General features: G+C 44.9%; 13 protein-coding genes. 9 read left to right on the top strand and 4 right to left on the bottom strand.

Annotated features, from left to right (window positions below; all coding sequences use genetic code 11):
• Positions 1 to 540: 540 nt before the first annotated feature.
• Genes VTH8203_RS07565 through VTH8203_RS07555 form a run of 3 tightly spaced genes read right to left on the bottom strand, consistent with a single transcriptional unit; the run spans position 541 to position 8,747 of the window.
• A complete protein-coding gene (locus tag VTH8203_RS07565) occupies positions 541 to 1,338 on the bottom strand; it encodes a hypothetical protein (protein WP_096993122.1) in 798 nt (265 codons plus the stop codon).
• Positions 1,325 to 1,684 (bottom strand): hypothetical protein, encoded by a 360-nt coding sequence (locus VTH8203_RS07560; RefSeq protein ID WP_096993121.1) that lies wholly within the window; start codon positions 1,682 to 1,684, stop codon positions 1,325 to 1,327. Before VTH8203_RS07560 ends, VTH8203_RS07565 begins: the two co-directional genes overlap by 14 nt.
• Positions 1,677 to 8,747: an RHS repeat-associated core domain-containing protein gene (locus VTH8203_RS07555; RefSeq protein WP_244181163.1), complete on the bottom strand. Its 7,071-nt coding sequence runs from the start codon at positions 8,745 to 8,747 to the stop codon at positions 1,677 to 1,679. Before VTH8203_RS07555 ends, VTH8203_RS07560 begins: the two co-directional genes overlap by 8 nt.
• Between VTH8203_RS07555 and VTH8203_RS25470 the strand changes: the two genes are divergently transcribed.
• Positions 8,637 to 8,885 carry an RRXRR domain-containing protein gene (locus VTH8203_RS25470; RefSeq protein WP_370739210.1) on the top strand — a complete coding sequence of 83 codons (249 nt, stop codon included), beginning with the start codon at positions 8,637 to 8,639 and terminating at the stop codon, positions 8,883 to 8,885. The genes VTH8203_RS07555 and VTH8203_RS25470 overlap by 111 nt on opposite strands.
• Positions 8,886 to 9,300: 415 nt before the next feature.
• Here the strand turns inward: VTH8203_RS25470 and lnt are convergent, their stop codons facing one another.
• A complete protein-coding gene (lnt, locus tag VTH8203_RS07545) occupies positions 9,301 to 10,806 on the bottom strand; it encodes an apolipoprotein N-acyltransferase (RefSeq protein ID WP_158296080.1) in 1,506 nt (501 codons plus the stop codon).
• 886 nt (positions 10,807 to 11,692) lie between these two features.
• On the opposite strand from lnt, the gene VTH8203_RS07540 reads away from it, so the two are divergent.
• The 8 genes from VTH8203_RS07540 to VTH8203_RS07505 all read left to right on the top strand — a co-directional run bounded on the left by VTH8203_RS07540 (position 11,693) and on the right by VTH8203_RS07505 (position 16,873).
• A complete protein-coding gene (locus tag VTH8203_RS07540) occupies positions 11,693 to 11,989 on the top strand; it encodes a hypothetical protein (RefSeq protein ID WP_096993118.1) in 297 nt (98 codons plus the stop codon).
• Between the two features lie 19 nt (positions 11,990 to 12,008).
• Positions 12,009 to 12,266, top strand: coding sequence for a hypothetical protein (locus VTH8203_RS07535; RefSeq protein ID WP_158296079.1), 258 nt, complete (start codon positions 12,009 to 12,011; stop codon positions 12,264 to 12,266).
• 1 nt (position 12,267) lies between these two features.
• Positions 12,268 to 12,795: a hypothetical protein gene (locus VTH8203_RS07530; protein ID WP_096993116.1), complete on the top strand. Its 528-nt coding sequence runs from the start codon at positions 12,268 to 12,270 to the stop codon at positions 12,793 to 12,795.
• 195 nt (positions 12,796 to 12,990) lie between these two features.
• Positions 12,991 to 13,494, top strand: a complete 504-nt coding sequence (locus VTH8203_RS07525) for a hypothetical protein (protein ID WP_096993115.1) — start codon at positions 12,991 to 12,993, stop codon at positions 13,492 to 13,494.
• An 11-nt stretch (positions 13,495 to 13,505) separates the two neighbouring features.
• On the top strand, positions 13,506 to 13,913 hold the full coding sequence (locus VTH8203_RS07520; protein ID WP_096993114.1) for a hypothetical protein: 408 nt from the start codon (positions 13,506 to 13,508) through the stop codon (positions 13,911 to 13,913).
• Between the two features lie 9 nt (positions 13,914 to 13,922).
• Positions 13,923 to 14,282, top strand: a complete 360-nt coding sequence (locus VTH8203_RS07515; RefSeq protein ID WP_096993113.1) for a hypothetical protein — start codon at positions 13,923 to 13,925, stop codon at positions 14,280 to 14,282.
• Between the two features lie 187 nt (positions 14,283 to 14,469).
• A complete protein-coding gene (locus tag VTH8203_RS07510) occupies positions 14,470 to 15,981 on the top strand; it encodes a DNA methyltransferase family protein (RefSeq protein ID WP_096993112.1) in 1,512 nt (503 codons plus the stop codon).
• Between the two features lie 145 nt (positions 15,982 to 16,126).
• Positions 16,127 to 16,873, top strand: coding sequence for a hypothetical protein (locus tag VTH8203_RS07505; protein WP_096993111.1), 747 nt, complete (start codon positions 16,127 to 16,129; stop codon positions 16,871 to 16,873).
• Positions 16,874 to 17,068: the final 195 nt, after the last annotated feature.

The following is a 17,068-nucleotide window of genomic DNA, read 5'->3' as shown; positions in this document are numbered from 1 at the left end:
AATGTTACCGTGTCACGTAATGTTGAATGCATAGATAATGTCAGGTGCGCGCTATAACTGAAATTATAGCGTGTTTCTGACATAAAAGTGTAAGTGGCGGTTTTATTGCTGTCCAGAACTATCTCGCCGTCGGTATTGACGAAAATAACACCACGAAGAGGCAGTGGCTTTACTGCGATCTGGTGGAGATGGGCTATCTCCAGATATGACTACTCCAATGAGGCGCTTTGCTCTGCTTCCTCTGTACTACATAAGATCTATTATTAAGAAATGCTGCTGTCGGTGGACAAAGATTGAAACTTTTAGATTAATGTTCGTTACTTGTGTGGAGCTGTTTAGGGGCAAAAAATAAGCTAGCCGATGTAACTAGCTCGTAGTTGGACATTTATTACTTAGAGCATTAACTTCAAAGTCAGACTGGTGCGGGAATAGATACAACCCTACTATGAATATTTATTCAAACAATGACAGCTTTCTCTTTGTTAAATCATTCAACAAAGAGAAAGGCGCTTGATTACTAGACAGGTTTTCTTAACAAGATTAAAGCTCTATTTTTATCTTTCTCTTTTGAGCAACATCAAGAGTTAATTGTCCATTGGTTTGAGGTGGTAACGAGTCCTTGCTCGCTATAATATCCATCTCAAATATACAGCTATCAAAACCTTGAGTTAGTTGAGCTTGAGTCTGACCAAATATTTCATTCAGGGTTTTATTATAAGAACCTGAATTAAGTAGATGCTCACCATTGTTAATATCTGGTGCGACGATTCTTACGTTGGTCTCTACACCATTTGAGCAACTTAGTTGTTCACCTGAGTATGAGTATGTGTAACCTGCCTCTGGCGAAAATGACACATCAACAACTTCATTTGTCAAACTCACGATAGGGTCAAAAGGGAGAGGAAGTTCATTGGCCGTTAACTGAGAAATTTCAACGCCACCCCGAACAAAGCTAACTTTATACTCAGTTGCTAAAGCGGAAGTCGTTGCAGCGTAATACTCACCGCCATAACTACCACTTCCCTCCACCACCTCATCTTTTGATAAGAGCAAAGGTTGAGGTACATTGTCGACCGTAACCACTAATTCATCGCCATCGGCTAAAGTCACATATAAATCATCGTTGCCAAGAACATACCCCGTGACCTCTGCCTCAGATGAACTCGTTGCTGATAAGTTGAAGAACGCTTGTAGATCAGAAACTGCGTAATCACTACTGTAACGAGTGACACTATCCTCTGAGTTTGCAGAAGAAGAGCTGCTACCGCTGCTTCCGCCACCGCAACCGACAAGTAACGTTAACATCAGTACACAGTATAATTCCTTAAAATGAACCATTTTTATTCTCCCTCAAGATAGGTCGCACTTTTCGTGTAGCAAACCAGTAAGCAAAGCAAGCTAAAGGGAAAGTAGCCAAGAAACGCCATAGATTATTTATATCAAATAACTGAAATGAATAAACAATCCCGAAAAGATAACCAAATGATACCGCAATATACGGTACCAATAATGGGTACTTTTCTCGAATTGGTTTTAGACCTGAAGCAAGTGTTATCAACGCTATATACACCCCACCAGATAGGGTCGCCAAGATATAATCTTCTTTTGCGATGAGAATTGCTACTCCACCCCAAAGTACGAAATATATCGCTGCGGTATCCCATTTTTCATTTTGTTCAGTCACACTTCACCACCGTATTACAACCTACAGACACTGCATCGTTCACCGTACCTACATTATCTACCGTCTGCTTAATAACAGGCGAGCCAAAGTATAAGGCATCGTCAATGATTCCTCCGACTTTACCCGCAGGTCCTATCATCACGCCAATGAAGTTACTCCAACTGGAGTCTAGGTACCACGCTCCAATACCCATAACCATTCCTGTGGCGGGATTTAAGGCACCGACACCAATAGCCATATTCGAAAGAACACCCGCACCGATTTGAGCGGTTTCTTCAGCTGTAGTTTCGAGATAATCAGACATTGGCTGTCCAGCTTCTTCCGCTAAATATGCATTTGCAGCATTTTTCTGAAATGTTTCTTTATCCACATACATACGCTGTCCTCGGTAATTTACCCAGCCCATTTCATTATAAAGATAAATAGTAATAACACTCACAGCAGAGCGCATCACCGCATCTCGGCTATTCGCTCCGCTTGCTGCGGCCGCAATGCCTGAAACTGCAACCATACCTGCCATCTTGCCTATTGAGTTGTCCATATTCTCATGAACCACTGAGCCTCCAAGCTTACCAATAACACCACTGATAAAGCCTTGCTTGAAGCTGCCACCTCGAAGCTCATGGAAGCCGCCTTGAGCCACACCATGAGCAAGAGGTAGCGCCCCTTTTAAACTTCCTGTATCGGCATTGAATACGCTCCCTTCACCATGGGCAATCCCATAGGTCACACCCGCAGATAGCCCTCCTAACACGCCAGCTTGCACCGCTTCACCAAAGTCACCTGTCATGATGTAACTTGTGGTAAATGAGGTACTCGCCCCTGAGGCCATCACTGCCCCTACCGTTTCGGTTCCAAAAATACCAGCCGCTCCAAATCCCATGAAAGCGGTACCCACAATAGCACCTATTTGCTGTATTGCCGGATCTGCAAACGTTTGTGAAGTGATCAGCATGGCTAGCCCGACGACAATCTGCCAAAAGTGGCCAGTCGGGTCGTTGTACTTCACTGGGTTATTCAATACATAAGAATAACGATTATAACTTTGACTTAAACTAGGGTCTGGGACAAATGTATCCGCACTCAAGAATCGACCAATGACTGGGTCGTAAAGTCGAGCGTTCATGTTGATGAGACCGCTGCTGTTACCGACGTTTTCATGCCCAGTGAAGCCGCGCATTTCTGCGTTGGTAAACATCGGTGTCGCTTGCAACTCAGCAGAGGCGAGTAGCTCACCAAATGGCGTATAACCACGCTCTATTTGCACCTTCCCATTCGGGTCGGTGATTAAATCTGCCGTCCCTAACGCATCTCGGTGGAAGTAAGCGGTTCGATCTATTTGCTTTTCACTGTCAATGAGCGTTTTCACATGCTCAGCGACGGCTTGATTGTCTGCCATAAATCGGTGGCGCATCGTTGTCACCGCCTTGCCATCCGCGTTAGTCGACACCTCAAGCTGGTACTCAGGGCTGATGTAGTAGGTAGTGACCCCATCAGACACCTGTTTCACACGCTCTCGCTCACTGCCATACGCATACTGAGTGATGACGCCATTGTCTTTAATACGCTTGGCTTTGTTAGACGAGTACCAATCGATGGTTCTTCCACGACCAGTAACCATATTGCCGTTAGCATCATACGTGTAATCGCCAACCAATTGCCCGTTACTCTTAACATTGAATTGGCCTTGTCCGGTTTTATACGTCAAGTTCCCATACACATCGTAACGGTAATCGCGCTTTACCTGAGCAACAGTGCGATTGTCGCTGTAGTACCATTGTGTTAAGCGGTCAAAATCATCGTACTGGTAATGCTCTTGTTGATTTCGAACGGCGCTGATTTTGCTTAGAACGTTACCACGCTCATCGTAAGTATAATGAATGTCTCGTAGGTAGTTGGCGCCCATTCCTGTCGTAATGCGTTGAACCGTTCCACGAGAGCGGTCAATATCACGCCTTGTCAGCAGCCCATTACCAAAGAGCTCACCACCAATTCGCCCAAAGTTATCACGGCTGGTCGCGACCCAGACAATTTCCGCGGTATCGTCGTTTAGACGCTGATCCAATATCTCTTGAAGCTCTGCCTCTGCAACCACCAAATCATCGAGTTCATCGGTTAAGTCAGACAGTAAGTCAGTTTCCTGCCTGGCTAACGCGGCATTGTGCTCTGCTTGAGCAATCAATTCCTTCGCGCGAAGCTCTGCATTATCAGAGGCAGCTTGATAGTGCTTAGCCTGACTCTGCTTTTGGTTTGCTTGAGCACGCTGATGATTCGCAATCGCTTGATAGTGGTTGGCCCATTGATTATACACTTGCGTTAAGTTGATACTGGCCTGTGCGCCATTATAACAGTATGAACCCCATTTCGATGCTGTACAACGACGCGTCTGAACCATCCACAGTGGTACTTTAGCCGTAAAATACTCTTTCCTTTTGCAGTTCCCTTTCCAATCTTTTTTAGTGCATTGGTCATATTTGTAATACGCGTAGCCATTTTGTGTCTTGTAGTTACTGAAAACTTGATTACCAAAAGCTCGCCAGTAATATTGTGCACTATTGCGATAACTCACGGCGCGGTTAGCGTTAATATTGGCACTTCGAAATATCGAGTTCGCGCTGGCACGGAGTTCGTCGGCGGTACGTTGGTAATCATCACTTTTAGCAAACAACTGCTCTGCCGCTTGACGTAAACGCTCAGACTCTTCGATATAAAATTGCGCACTTTTCTCCAGTTCATAAGCCTGCATCTCGAGTTCAACAATGCGCTCTGAGGTGGCTTTTAACGCTTCCTCAATTTGCATGTATTGGCTATCCCAAATATCAGAATAAGGAATACTCATTCGCTTAAGCAGGCCATTCACATCGTAATCTTTATCTAAGTTCATCCCCGACGGGAAAGTCACCCGACTGAGACGGCCTGCTTCATTGTACTCGTAGTAGGTCGTGTACTCTGAGCCATCAATGGATAAGGTCATCGATTGAGTGCGTCCCAATTCATCGTAGGTATAACGACGTTGGCTATGGTGACTGCTGGAGGCATCCAGAGCGCCTTTTAACGATTGGTCATACTGCCATTCATTGGGTTGATATCGTCCACGCGAGTGAGTATCTGAGAGATATTCTTTGATTTTACGACCGAGTGCATCATAACTGAAACTGGTGACCATCCCTCTCGCATCCTCTTGCCGAGCCAGCTCTCCCCACGCATTGTAGTAATACGTCCAAGTGCCCATTGCGGGGTCAATCATCTTGGTTTTATTACCGAACTGGTCATAACTCATTTCCGTTACCAGTCCATTGGCATCCGTTTGGGTGAGATTACCGACTGCATCATAGGTATAACGGAGGGTTGATTGACCATTTTCTACGATTTGGACCGTTTGCCCCAAACCATTAGTTTGCTCAACCTTCTCAAAGGTACCGGGACCGGTTGTTGTTGCGGTTAAGCCTTGATAGCGAGTGGTCGCAACCAGGTCACCAACATCTTCTGTTGGTTGAGTTTGAGTTGTAGGTCGACCTAGCGCGTCATAAGTGGTTTGTAACCAGAACGTCGCATCCCCTGCAAAAGCCCCCTCAAAATAAGGCACGGTTTCCCCAACAAGCTGGCCTTTTTCATCGTATGCCTTATCAACCATCACGGTTTTGCCATCACCGTTCAATTGCTTGGTGCGTACTTCACGTCCCAACTTATCGAAATATGTGGTTGATAAACCGCCCTGGGAGGTTTGCGTGGTCACCATGAAGACACTGCGGTCACCCAGCGTCAATCCGTGTTGGTCTAGGCCGGCATCGGCACCATCGCTCCATTCATAAACTTGCTCAACCCAGTTACCATCGGGCAGGGTTTTCTTAATTTCTCGACAATAATCGTCATACGCAAACCGGGTCGTCAACCCATTAGCGTCGGTGACGGTGTCAGGCAATCCACACAAATTGTTATAAGTGGTTGTGACAAAGTGACCAAGGGCGTTGGTATGCTTCGTCACTCGACCTAAAGCATCGTACTGGGTCGTGGATTGACGCGTTTCACCACTGCCGGTCGTACGCTCTAAGGTGCGAAAACCACTGGCATTGTAGTCAAATTGCGTCGTTAACGAGAGTGCATGCCCAGGCTCGATGGTTTGCTTAATCAAAGCCCCGGTATTTGCATCATAAGAAAAGGCTGTGTTTCTTGTTTGAGAGTCATGACCATTGGATTTGGTCACAGAGACATCAAGAGGTTTGCCGATTAACCAGCGTTGCGTATCATGTTGATAACGCGTGGTCGTTTTTTCAACAAATCGTTCACCATTACCATCGTCGACCGTTTGAGTGATGGTATCGGGGAAATTAAGCGCATCGTAACCTTGATATTGCGTAACCGCGTGGGTCAAAAGGTTTCCTGATGTATCCCAAGCAGATTGACGGCTTTCAATCATTTGTGGCCAAGACTGTCCGGCGATAGGAGACGCCACCTCTCTATAATCAAACTCGCTTTGTGAAATCTTTTGGTTATTGATTCGCGTTTGCGTGCGCTCAACATAAGGTGTCCAATCACTACGGTACCCGGTCACGGTCGATATAAGAGTATGACTCGCTAAATCTTGGGTTTGTATTTCCCCAAACCCGAGCAGGCCCTTATCAGGATGAGCGTGATACCCTCTATAGAAGTATTCAGTGCGGTTCATACCTCCTATGCCATTACTGTGCTCAAGTGCCTTGACCACTTTAAAATTTGGTTCAAGCGCAATAAGCCCGGTAGGCGCTTGCGCCCCTTGGAACACAGAGGCATTTCCTGTTAATCCGTACTCAAACTCACTTTTCACACCTAACCCTGACGTCACCGATTTAAGCAAAGCCAGCGGTTCAAACTCATAAGAGAGGCATGTCAACCCATCGATAGAGCGATAACAATCACCGAGTAATCCATCACCATTGGCGTCGACGCCTTTTTTGAACGGCCCGTAAACGTTATTCACAGCCATAGAGTAAATCGTAGTTTTAATACCAAAGAATTTTTTGATGAAGTTCCCTGATAACGACATCTTATCTTTTAGTAAATCCAGGTCGGCGTTTAACGTGGCTAACACAGTCGGCGAATTAAAATGCTTTCCATCGCCATAAGCACAATACACGCGCTCTCCAGCGATGTAACACAAGTCAGACAAGCCATCGCTGTTTCTGTCAGACAGCATGATGGACGCTTCCACCTGCGACACGTTATTCTCATTGCCAGTGTCGATTTTAAAATGGTCCTGGCCAAGCGTTAACCATGTTTTCGCAGCCTCAAAGCCTTGCCCGGTATTTTGATGGCAAACAAAGTCGTTTCCTTGTCGGTAACATAGCTCTGCTAACCCGTCACCAGTCACATCGACAAGGTTCATGGTGCGCTGCAATTGCTCAACCACCTTGACGTCTTGCTCGTGGGTATTATGATTCGGTGATTGTGAGACGGTGTTTGTTAACCCAACGGGCAATTGACTTGCCCAGCGTTGAGCTGCTTGAAAAGAGAGTGTACTGCTGCCGGATTTTTGACCCAAAGCGCAATAGAAATGGCCATCAAGTTTCACGCCACATAAATCAGCAAAACCATCTTGGTTAATATCAATGAATTGGCTTTGTGGCAGATTCACGGGGTCGAAGTCAAGAATTCCAAAACCAGAGGAAGTTGACTGATACGTTTTCTCTAACGGGTAACCTTGGTCCATTAAGACATAATCGGCGCTCAGTCCTTGCCCTGTATTGTTGGCGCAAACCACTTTATCGGATTCCACTCGGCACACATCCGCCAAACCATCGCTATTCGCATCCAGCAATCTTACGGCATCATTAATGGTGTAGTTTTGGCTCCAGTAACGTCCTGAATCAAACGTTCGCCCTTGGTTGTTTAATGCGCAGAAAAACCCGGTTTCATTGAAAGCACACAAATCTTGAAAACTGTCTTCATTAATATCAAGTAAACTCAACGATGCGTGGTTTTGAGCCTCTTCCCAAGCACTGCCTTGAAAGTCGTTACTCCACTTAGTCGCTGAGGCGTAATTCCCTTGCCCTTGGTTAATTCCACAATAAAGCCCATCTTCAAGGTAACACATATCACTGCGACCATCTCGGTTGATATCACCCGCAACAAACCCTTTAAATTCATCGAGAGGGTACAGTGTTTTTTGCTCAGGCTCTCCCTCTTTGTAGGGGTTACTTTCCCATTCAAAAGTGTGCGCAGGCATGCAAGCGCCACCAGAGCCACACACTTGCAGACTCTCCATTCGACTGAATTTAATGCCTTGAGAATTGACTTCACCGTATGAGAATTCAATACGACGAAGCCGCTGACTGCCGCGATTAATTTGAATATTGTCGAGCTTTTGTCCCAGTGTCTGTTTGTGACCAAAACGATAGGCAGTCAGCACGTCAGGGCGGCTGGTATAGTTAAAAGCTAGGTGCACGTCGGCATATTGAATATTATCGAGGTAGCGCTGACCTTGGTGAGTGCGATAGCGAAAGTCGATACCATTTTCAAATCGGTCGGTTTGTCTCGAGATGAACCATTCGAGGCCATGGCCATCCACGGTCAATTGAGCATCCTCTCTTGAACCATAACGCGTCACGTAACCATCAGATGAATAAATCGTCCAGCTTTCGGGCCCAGAAGATAATTGACCGTTTGCGACAATCTTGGTCTGCCATCCCCCTTTGGTCCGATATTCGCTCCCCCCTTGGCCTTCACGACCAGACACTAAAAAGAGACGTTGACCGTCTAAACAATACACATCGGTATCATCAAATCGTATCCCACTGTTAATGCCATCGTCTTGTTCGTTACGACTACAACGCGTTATACTCGATAACCCATTCAAGCTCATTCCAAGCCCTAACGGACCATTGGCGGTGCCTTGCTGATATTGCACCGACAGCGCGGGCACTAAGTCGTTGACGCCACTAGGCAATTGCAAATCGACTTGATACCCCGATTTCCCTTGAGACACCATCGCGCGACCACTGAGTTCACCAACCGAAGCGGCAACCGTCGGCAACGAAACACCAACCAACATAAGTATAGAAGCGCCTGCTTTGATAATATTCATCATAACGATTCCTTATTGTTGCCAAGGTTGTTGAATCTTTTTTCGACATCAATCAGGTCCGTTTCTACTTTGACCACTTGCTCTTCAATGACTTGTATATCGGGTGAAACGGCGTCTGGCGCTAAAAGCATCGGGTTATAATTCAAGACGATACCTTCACTTTCTAGCTCAGCCAAAATGGCATTGGCCCTTGCTATCACCAACTCCGGAGACTCTTCTGTTGACAGCGCTTCCGCGGTCTCTCTATCCAATCTCACTTTTTCATTCGCAATGTCTTGATTGAGCGTCTCTAGCTCTGACAACATCTGAGCTTCAATGCGTTCACTTTGAGTTTCAAATGTCTGCTGTGACACTACGTGTTGATATTCAGTCTCGCTAGCCGAGTGAGGCTCAGAGCGCTGTGCTGAATCTACCGGGGGCGCCGCATAACCGATGCGTTGAGGTTGAGTTGCGTTATCGTAATTCAGAGCAATGAAGCCTACTCCGAGCGAAAGGGTGATAAGCCCTCCAATCGTTAACCAACGGTATAACATAACGTATCCTTGTATTGTTCGTGTTATTGCGCTCTAAATAGGCGCTTCTGAGTAAAAGAGTTTGGTTTAATGGGATGCCTTCGATTAGCAAGGTGAGTGAGCAGAAGTGCGCCACCCGAAAGCCACAATAACCACAAATGTCCGTGCTGCGTGTAAAGCGTTTGGTGCTCATTCAAAGGCACCGATACATCCATAACCTGCGTAGCTTGGCTTTCCACATGACGAAGAACGGCACCATCAGGACCAACTAAGCTGGTGTGTCCTTGATTAGTGGCATAGATGACCGACTTGCCAACTTCGGCTGCCCTGACCTGACTCAGTTTCAATAAGAATTGTTTCACCCAAGGGGTATGAGTCCATTCAACATCACTTAATAAAAATGCAACGTTACCAGCGTGCAATTTGGAAGCAAAAACATCGGAGTAGAGTGCTTCATAACACACCGCCAACACCGCTCGAAGTGAGCCAAACTCATGCTCTTGGATCGAGTTTGGGAGCACCTGAATATCTCCGCCTCGAGAAAGCGTCACTCGCTCAATCCAGTCGATGAACCAAGCAGGTCGATATTCGCCAAAAGGCACTAATCGTTGTTTAAAATAAATGGGTGAAGAACGGTCACTTCGGTATATCACATTCTGTAAATGTTGACCGTTTCTCGCTTGCCCGCCCCAGACCACCACAACGCCCTTCTGTTTCAGCTTGTCTAAACTGTTCTTCACGAATGGCTGTATCTCTTCATAAGGTAAGGACATAGAGGATTCAGGCCACACAACGATATCAGCCTTCGGGGCTTGTAGAGATAGGGAGACATAACGCTGAACACGCTCAATGACATCGTTCTTAGAGAGTTTATGTGGACCCGCGAAGTTGCCATGTAGAAGGCGAACTGACGCATTCGATTCATTTTGTTCAGAAGGTTGGGGCAAAAAGAGCAGTTGATTTATCAACAAGAAACTCATTAATATCACTGCGACTAGCGTAAGAGCTTTGTGGCGGCCTGATTGATTGACTATCAGCCAAGCAATGGAACTGCTCAGAAGGTACACCATTAAGCCCCCACCAAATGCACCAACGGCACTTAACCAACCAGAAAAGCCCACATCGAGTAACAACAGTCCAGGATGTAGCCAAGCAAAAGAAAAGTCGGTATGTTCTCTCAAAATATCTAGAGACACCAAAATAAAGGGAAGTGCAATGAGCGTGCGAGAGGGCGTCAGGGTGGCTACAAGCCAAGGAATAATAAGAAAACTGGATGATAAAATAACGACTAATAAAGGCCAAAGCCCCCATCTAACCCAACTTGCATCCCCATACTCCTGAGCCAAATAGCCATTCACCCACCACAAACTGGTCGTGTAATAAGCTATGCCGTATAGGAACCAAAGTGCGCTTTTAGAACGAAAGGTTTTTAAGTTTACATGAACGACAAAGACTAAAGTGAACGCCACTATCGAGAGACCGACTCCGAAGGAATCGACCCGATAAGATACGGCACTCACAACACCGGCAATTATCCCTAGCCACCACACAAATAGATCCAATCAATGTAATTTGAAAAATTATTAGTAAAAAGTGGTAGTACATTCATTGTAAATTGTGTAGGAGCAAATTTAGGCAAAAAATGTAATTGGCATAAGTGTCACACTAATATTTTTTAATGATCATCTAGCCAATAAGGTCGATGTATATATCATGAAGTCAATAGGTTCAAGGGTTATAGAGATTACAGGGCGAAGCTTTTAACAGAATGACCAAATAAAGCTATTGAGCAAAAAATCAATAGCCTTGGGCGCATCTAAACACATGAAACCTAACTTCGGAAAGTGAAAATTCACCCACTCGATAAGTGAATAAATATGCAATGAATATCATTGTTGGAGGTAGGTTTTCTATCGACTTATTCATCAACGAAAATGATAATGGGGCAGAAATGAGTTTGGCAACATCACCTCTGTTTTGTCGCCTCTGTTAGATTCCAATCAGCACAGAACCTGGTAATCAGTCATGCGTAACAGAAAAGTTTTAATCTTTGTTCACCCACAGCTACGTCACAGCAACCTCCACACAAAGAGATTGTTCAACTAATACCAGTGCAATGAGCTCTTGAAGTAAAACTTATATTTGCCGGGAAGATTCATTTATTTGAGGTATAACTGAGAAATCGAACTAACATTCTGATTTGAACACTGCTATTATTACCACATCTGATAGTGCAATTTCCTCGCGCACATACCATCTACTCGCTTACTTTTCTTAAGCTTATTCTCCAAATCAACAGTCTTTAAAGCAAAGCCATGTTTTGCTTTGAGGATTTTTTGCTCGTTTGTAGCAAGAAAGTCACAGCCTTTGGTGACACCGCAATGGTGCGGATTTGGCAATACTAACCAGGCCTGAAAGGGCTAACTAGGAGACAAAATGAGAAACATACTTCTGGACTATTACAGTAGTCGATTTATGACCTATTTGATGATCACTATCTGGTGTTCGGCACAACGCCTGTATATGCACTTATTGAACTTCAATATCGGATTACTGTTTGTTCAAGGATTGCTCGTTTTATCTGTTGCGAATGAACTGATGAACGGTCAAGGCTGGAACCACTGGTCATTACTGCTGTTAACAGCGAGCAAGCTAGTCTATGTCTTCATGGATAGAGTCGAGTCAGAAGCTAAACGCATAGCTAAACATGATTTGACGGTTTTGTTCAATTGATTAGGGTGGGAAGATGAAGATGGATTCATTAGAAACACAACTTCGACTGCTTTTAGTCGAGTGGAAAGATGAAGAGAAACGCCTAGCTCAAAAGGCCAAAAATAAACCCGATACGGGTATGCATTTGGATGGTCAATCAACAGGCATTATGCGTTGTCGAGTTGAGCTAGAAGTCATACTCCAGAAAATGAACAAGACCTTTCCAACTACATTGGATGGAGAAGTGTTGGATGGAGAAATTGTAACGCCTGAAAGGGCTCTAATAGGAGAAAACTAAAATGGACGTAAACAAGCTTAAAGCCACGATTGATTGGTTGTATGAAAATTCGAATTACGGTGACTGTAGTTACCGAGAGTACGATTTTTCAAGAGATCTAAAGATAGCGGAGAAATACGCTGAGAAAACCAGTGAGTTTATCTTTATCTCGCGACCGTCAGGAACCATGCTGTTTCCTGTTGCTGTGGGTATCAACCCAATACATGCTACTTATCATAGTACGCATGAAGACTGTGAATGCTACCTCATAGATAGCCAGCTGAAAGTGAAAGACATCTCAGCCGAAAAAGTCGCGGAGCTTGCGAACCGGCAACCAACATTGCCTAGTGACCGAGAAGGTATCATCAATACAGTTAAAGCCATTCTCTCAGATAGCAATGTCAAAATGAGCGGCTTAATTTCATGTTCCATTGAATCGACTGATGTGGTCGTGTGGAGCCGATACATACAATGGTTCAAAACATGCGATCACCCGGTGATGGAAGCATTTTTGAATAATGCGTTGGCTCGCTTATCAAAAGCGGCTTAGTCCAGCTAGCACAAGTACCTTTCTTCTTTGAAGGGTACTTTCTTATTCGTTCATACCGAGAGCTAATAAGAAAGTTAGTCATTTGTGCCATAGGCATAAACTCACTCATCCGAAGCCACCTGCTGAGTGAGCTGCAATTGTGCAGTATCGGAAACAATCACATCACGCTCGAAAGGGCTATTTAGGAGAAAACTTATGAACAAGCTAGTAAAGAGCTTTATTACCAAACCGCAGTCAGCACTTGAGTTGTTTAAGTATTTTGCAGACTTGAACAAAACCCAAGCTGAAACAATTGTTGGAGAGATCTTCGGCCATTTGTTTTGGGTTGAAGCTGGCGCAAAATGGGTCGAGCCACACCAAAATGAGGCTTACGTAAAGCGAGGCCGAAAGGTTGAAGCTTTATTGGAGTCTCTTATCAAAAGAGGCTTCTTCCCATTTGAACGTTCGGTACTTGGTAACAAGTTAGAACGCTCATCCGCTTTAGATTTCGAATCTTTTTGGATGCGCTGCATTGGTAAAGAAGATCACTCATGGATACACGGTTGCGATATCAACTGCAGTATCGCGTTACCCAATAAGCGAATGGTCGTGAGCTATTGCGAAGGCGACGTAACAGAAATCTCGTGTGAGACTCTGGAGCGTTACAACGCAGAAGTGAAACGAGCCAGCGATTGGGCTAAAGAAAACTCGGTTTGGTAAGGAGGATGACGATGAAATTTATAGCATCATTTAGCTCCAATCCGTTTTACGGAGAACTGATACCGATCCCGACTAACCGCAAACTGCATCGCTTGGTCTACGACCGAGTGTATTTGCTTGATTGCTTCGTTGATGAAACGGGAAAAACCTTGTTTGGTCCTGACGCATTAGAATCAGAGCTGTTCGAGATTTATCAATCAGTAAGCGTGCATAAACACGTCCATCTGGTAAGCAGCATCGATGAACTAAAACAGCTGTGCGTACACCCTCGATATCAATATATGTGTCAGCAGCTAGTCGGCCAAGCCTACTGCAGCGAATGTGACAATCTATTGATGAAGGTAGAGCAAGAGAGTGGTGCTTTAGAGCATCGCTGTCCTGTGTGTAATTCGCACCAACCGCTTGAAAGAGCAAACTAGGAGAAAATTATGTATCAAGCCTATTTTGTTGAGATTGATACTCTCGGGGTTGAGTGTCCTCTGACTAAGCAGGTATTGGAAGAGAAACTCTGCTCGCGTGTTGAGTGCAGTTTTCCACTACCGAATGCTTGGAATGAGCACAATGCGCGTCATGACGATGATGGCACGTTGCTCGGATTTAGCTATGACTATCAGGAGTTTGAGCAACGCTATCAAGCTTTTCTGATTGAGCTAATAGGGGAGACAGTCTTAGATTACTCGGGTTGGTCAATCGGTATCCACGACCAAATAGAAACTGCTGTGTGTCTAGAATGGACAACAACGGCAGGATCAATTTTCATTATTTTGGAACTGGAAACGTCAACCTAACAAAACGTCGATAGCTCAAAGCTATCGACCGTTTTTTCCAGTTTATTGAGATGTGCAACCAATGCAGACCTCAATGAATTTTTACTCTCTGAGTAGAACGCCACTACCGATGAAGTGGCACCCGCAATCGTGCGGTTCGGAACACCCAACTAATGCTCGAAAGAGCCAATTTAGGAGATAAACACCCATGTTTAATCAATTAGACTTACTTGAATACCACTTCTCGCCAGCGGTGGTAACAAGAGACTCGCTAAAAAACAGTGGCGCATTTTTACGCCATCAGCCTTCTGGTTCGCTCGCAGGCAATGTTCTTCGAAGCCTCGCTTTGGAGAAGCATGTGTTTGGGGCTGATTGGGACTCAATGCCTGTGCAAGTAGGTAATCAGACTTTTCATTGCGTACTCGAAAGTGATCGTTATTTTCGCTTAGAGAAGCTTAATTTAGCCATTGAAAAGGTTGAAGACCGGGTGGTTCTGGTCGCTGTTAATTTGCCAAAAGGCATAAAGATGATTGTTGATGAGTTGAATCCAGTCTCCATTGAGCGCGCTTGCTGCGATGCAATGGAAAAGGGTTACATCGAGTCACACAGTACCTATCGAAGTTCGCTGCTCGATCCGTTTGTTGCGGTCGATTTTTGGGATGTTTTTGAGAAATCAGAAACACCAAAAGTCTATGGTGCCAAATTCAAACGATTGCCAATTAAGCTTTCGAAAAAAGTGCAAGAGAAGGTCGATAAGCATGTCGTGAATCATGACTACCGTATCGAACTGGCGCGACAAGGTGATACCTGGCGCGTAACTCTGCGCTACGAGTTTATCATTGGTGGTTTCACTGTAGGGATTATTAGCGGCACTAGTATTCCAGCAATGATTGAAATCGCCATTGATGATTCGGGCCAAGGTAAACCTTCTGCCGTTGAGAATACATCGTCGAACAACGTGGTTGAGCTTGATTCCTATGAGGCTGAACTTAAGTTGCTTACTGCGGTGGATTCAAAGCGAATTGAGCTACCGACGCGACAACTTAAGCACTACACAAGCATTCGCTCTAAAGTGAAAGCAGCTGGCGGTGTATATCGTCGCAATGGTTTTGACTTTTCAGATCGCTGTGCGAAAGAAGTGCTGTCAACATTGCAAAATGGTGAAGTTGTAAAAGCAAAGTTTAAGGAAATGGCATTTTTTGCTACGCCCTCGAACTGGAGCAAGTTTGTGGTTGATGTCACTCGTTCTAAATCTGATCCCAATGCGCGCATTTTTGAGCCACACGCTGGCCACGGTGCGATTGCAGATGAGATCAAAGCGTTGGGTATTGAACCTATCGTGAATGAGCTGTGGTCAGAAAATCTCAAGGTATTGCAAGATAAGGGCTACGACTGCCACAACAAAGACTTTCTCACGATGACTGCTGATGATATCGGTGGCCAAGTGGACTGTATTTGCGGCAACCCTCCGTGGGGCAACCGAGTAGACCTTAAACACTTTTTGCACTGTTTGACGATGCTAAGATCTGGTGGCGAAATTTCCATGATCGTATCTGAGTCAATCGTTGATAACGAAAAAGTGAAAGCAATCAGAGAGTTTAAGCAATTGCTTGACCGACAGGGCGCTGTGTTAACAAGAGTACCACCTGGTACATTTGAAAACACAGCTGTTGGTGGCATCCACATCTACATTGAAAACTACATGCCTGAAAAGGAGTAATTTAGGAGACAAGCTGCAAGGGGAGTGAGATTTCTCACTTGCCCCTGGCGGCTAACTTGTTAATCAAAGGGTTATCTTTGGATTGCTTTTTGATTAGCTGCGTTAAGCTTAGTAAGAAAATAGTAAAAAAGGACTAGGTACGATTATGCGCGATTTACGAATACGGTTACTGATAATCAGCACTGTGGCTATTTGGGGCTGTGATACTGAGCAAGTGGGAACCTCAACGCTTTGCACAACGGTTGAAAACTCTCGTATCCAACAGGGTGAGACTGGATTTCGTAGCGTCAATAGAACCACTACTGATGGTAAAAATGTCATTATCGGTTACACCGAGAATAACACTGTAGTACCGCACAGCGAATGTACTGCTGCCAAAGTGGAATACCCAAGCAATGGCATTACATTCTCATGGTTTCTATTTGGTCAAATGATCGAGAATGACGAAGTACACTCGATCCGCTACTACACGAATGTTAATCAGCTTATTAGCTCTCAAACAACTAGATTGCCGAGAGAAGGACGATGGCAGAATCAGTGGGTTGAAGACGCTAAAGTAACGAAACAAGAATGGTTAAATGAACCTTTCATTACGTCCGTAGTCGCTCAGAACAACTTCGAGGGCGATGGAGTAAAGCAAACTGTCATTACGATAGGAAAGATAAGTAAAACCAAGCGTTTTAACAGCAACACCTCAAAATTTGATTGCATTTGGAATGACGATGGAGTGTTGACGGTAGATACAGATTGTACAAATGAAGCCATGCATGATTTAACAATCGTTGGGACCGCCTTGGACAGCGATGGTTTTCTCAACACACTAGAGACAACGCCCATTACGTATGAGCTTGACAGAGACGAGCTTTGGAAAGACATCAATCGCTATTGGTAAATCAATTATATGAGAAAAAATAAACGACAGCGTTACGTTTCATCGTCGGAAATCGGTTCCGTTACGTTCTGTCCGACAGCGTTTTATCACCAAGTCAACGGCACATCTAGCTCACGACTGAATCGTTCACAGCGAGAACGAGGTCAAATAGCTCATAAAGAGGTGTCTGCCCAAGCCTATATTGATGATCGTCAA

This window comes from Vibrio thalassae (assembly GCF_900089835.1).
GTDB classification, from domain to species: Bacteria; Pseudomonadota; Gammaproteobacteria; order Enterobacterales; family Vibrionaceae; genus Vibrio; species Vibrio thalassae.
Note: the sequence above shows the minus strand (reverse complement) of the source record. Positions and strands in the feature narration are given on the sequence as shown.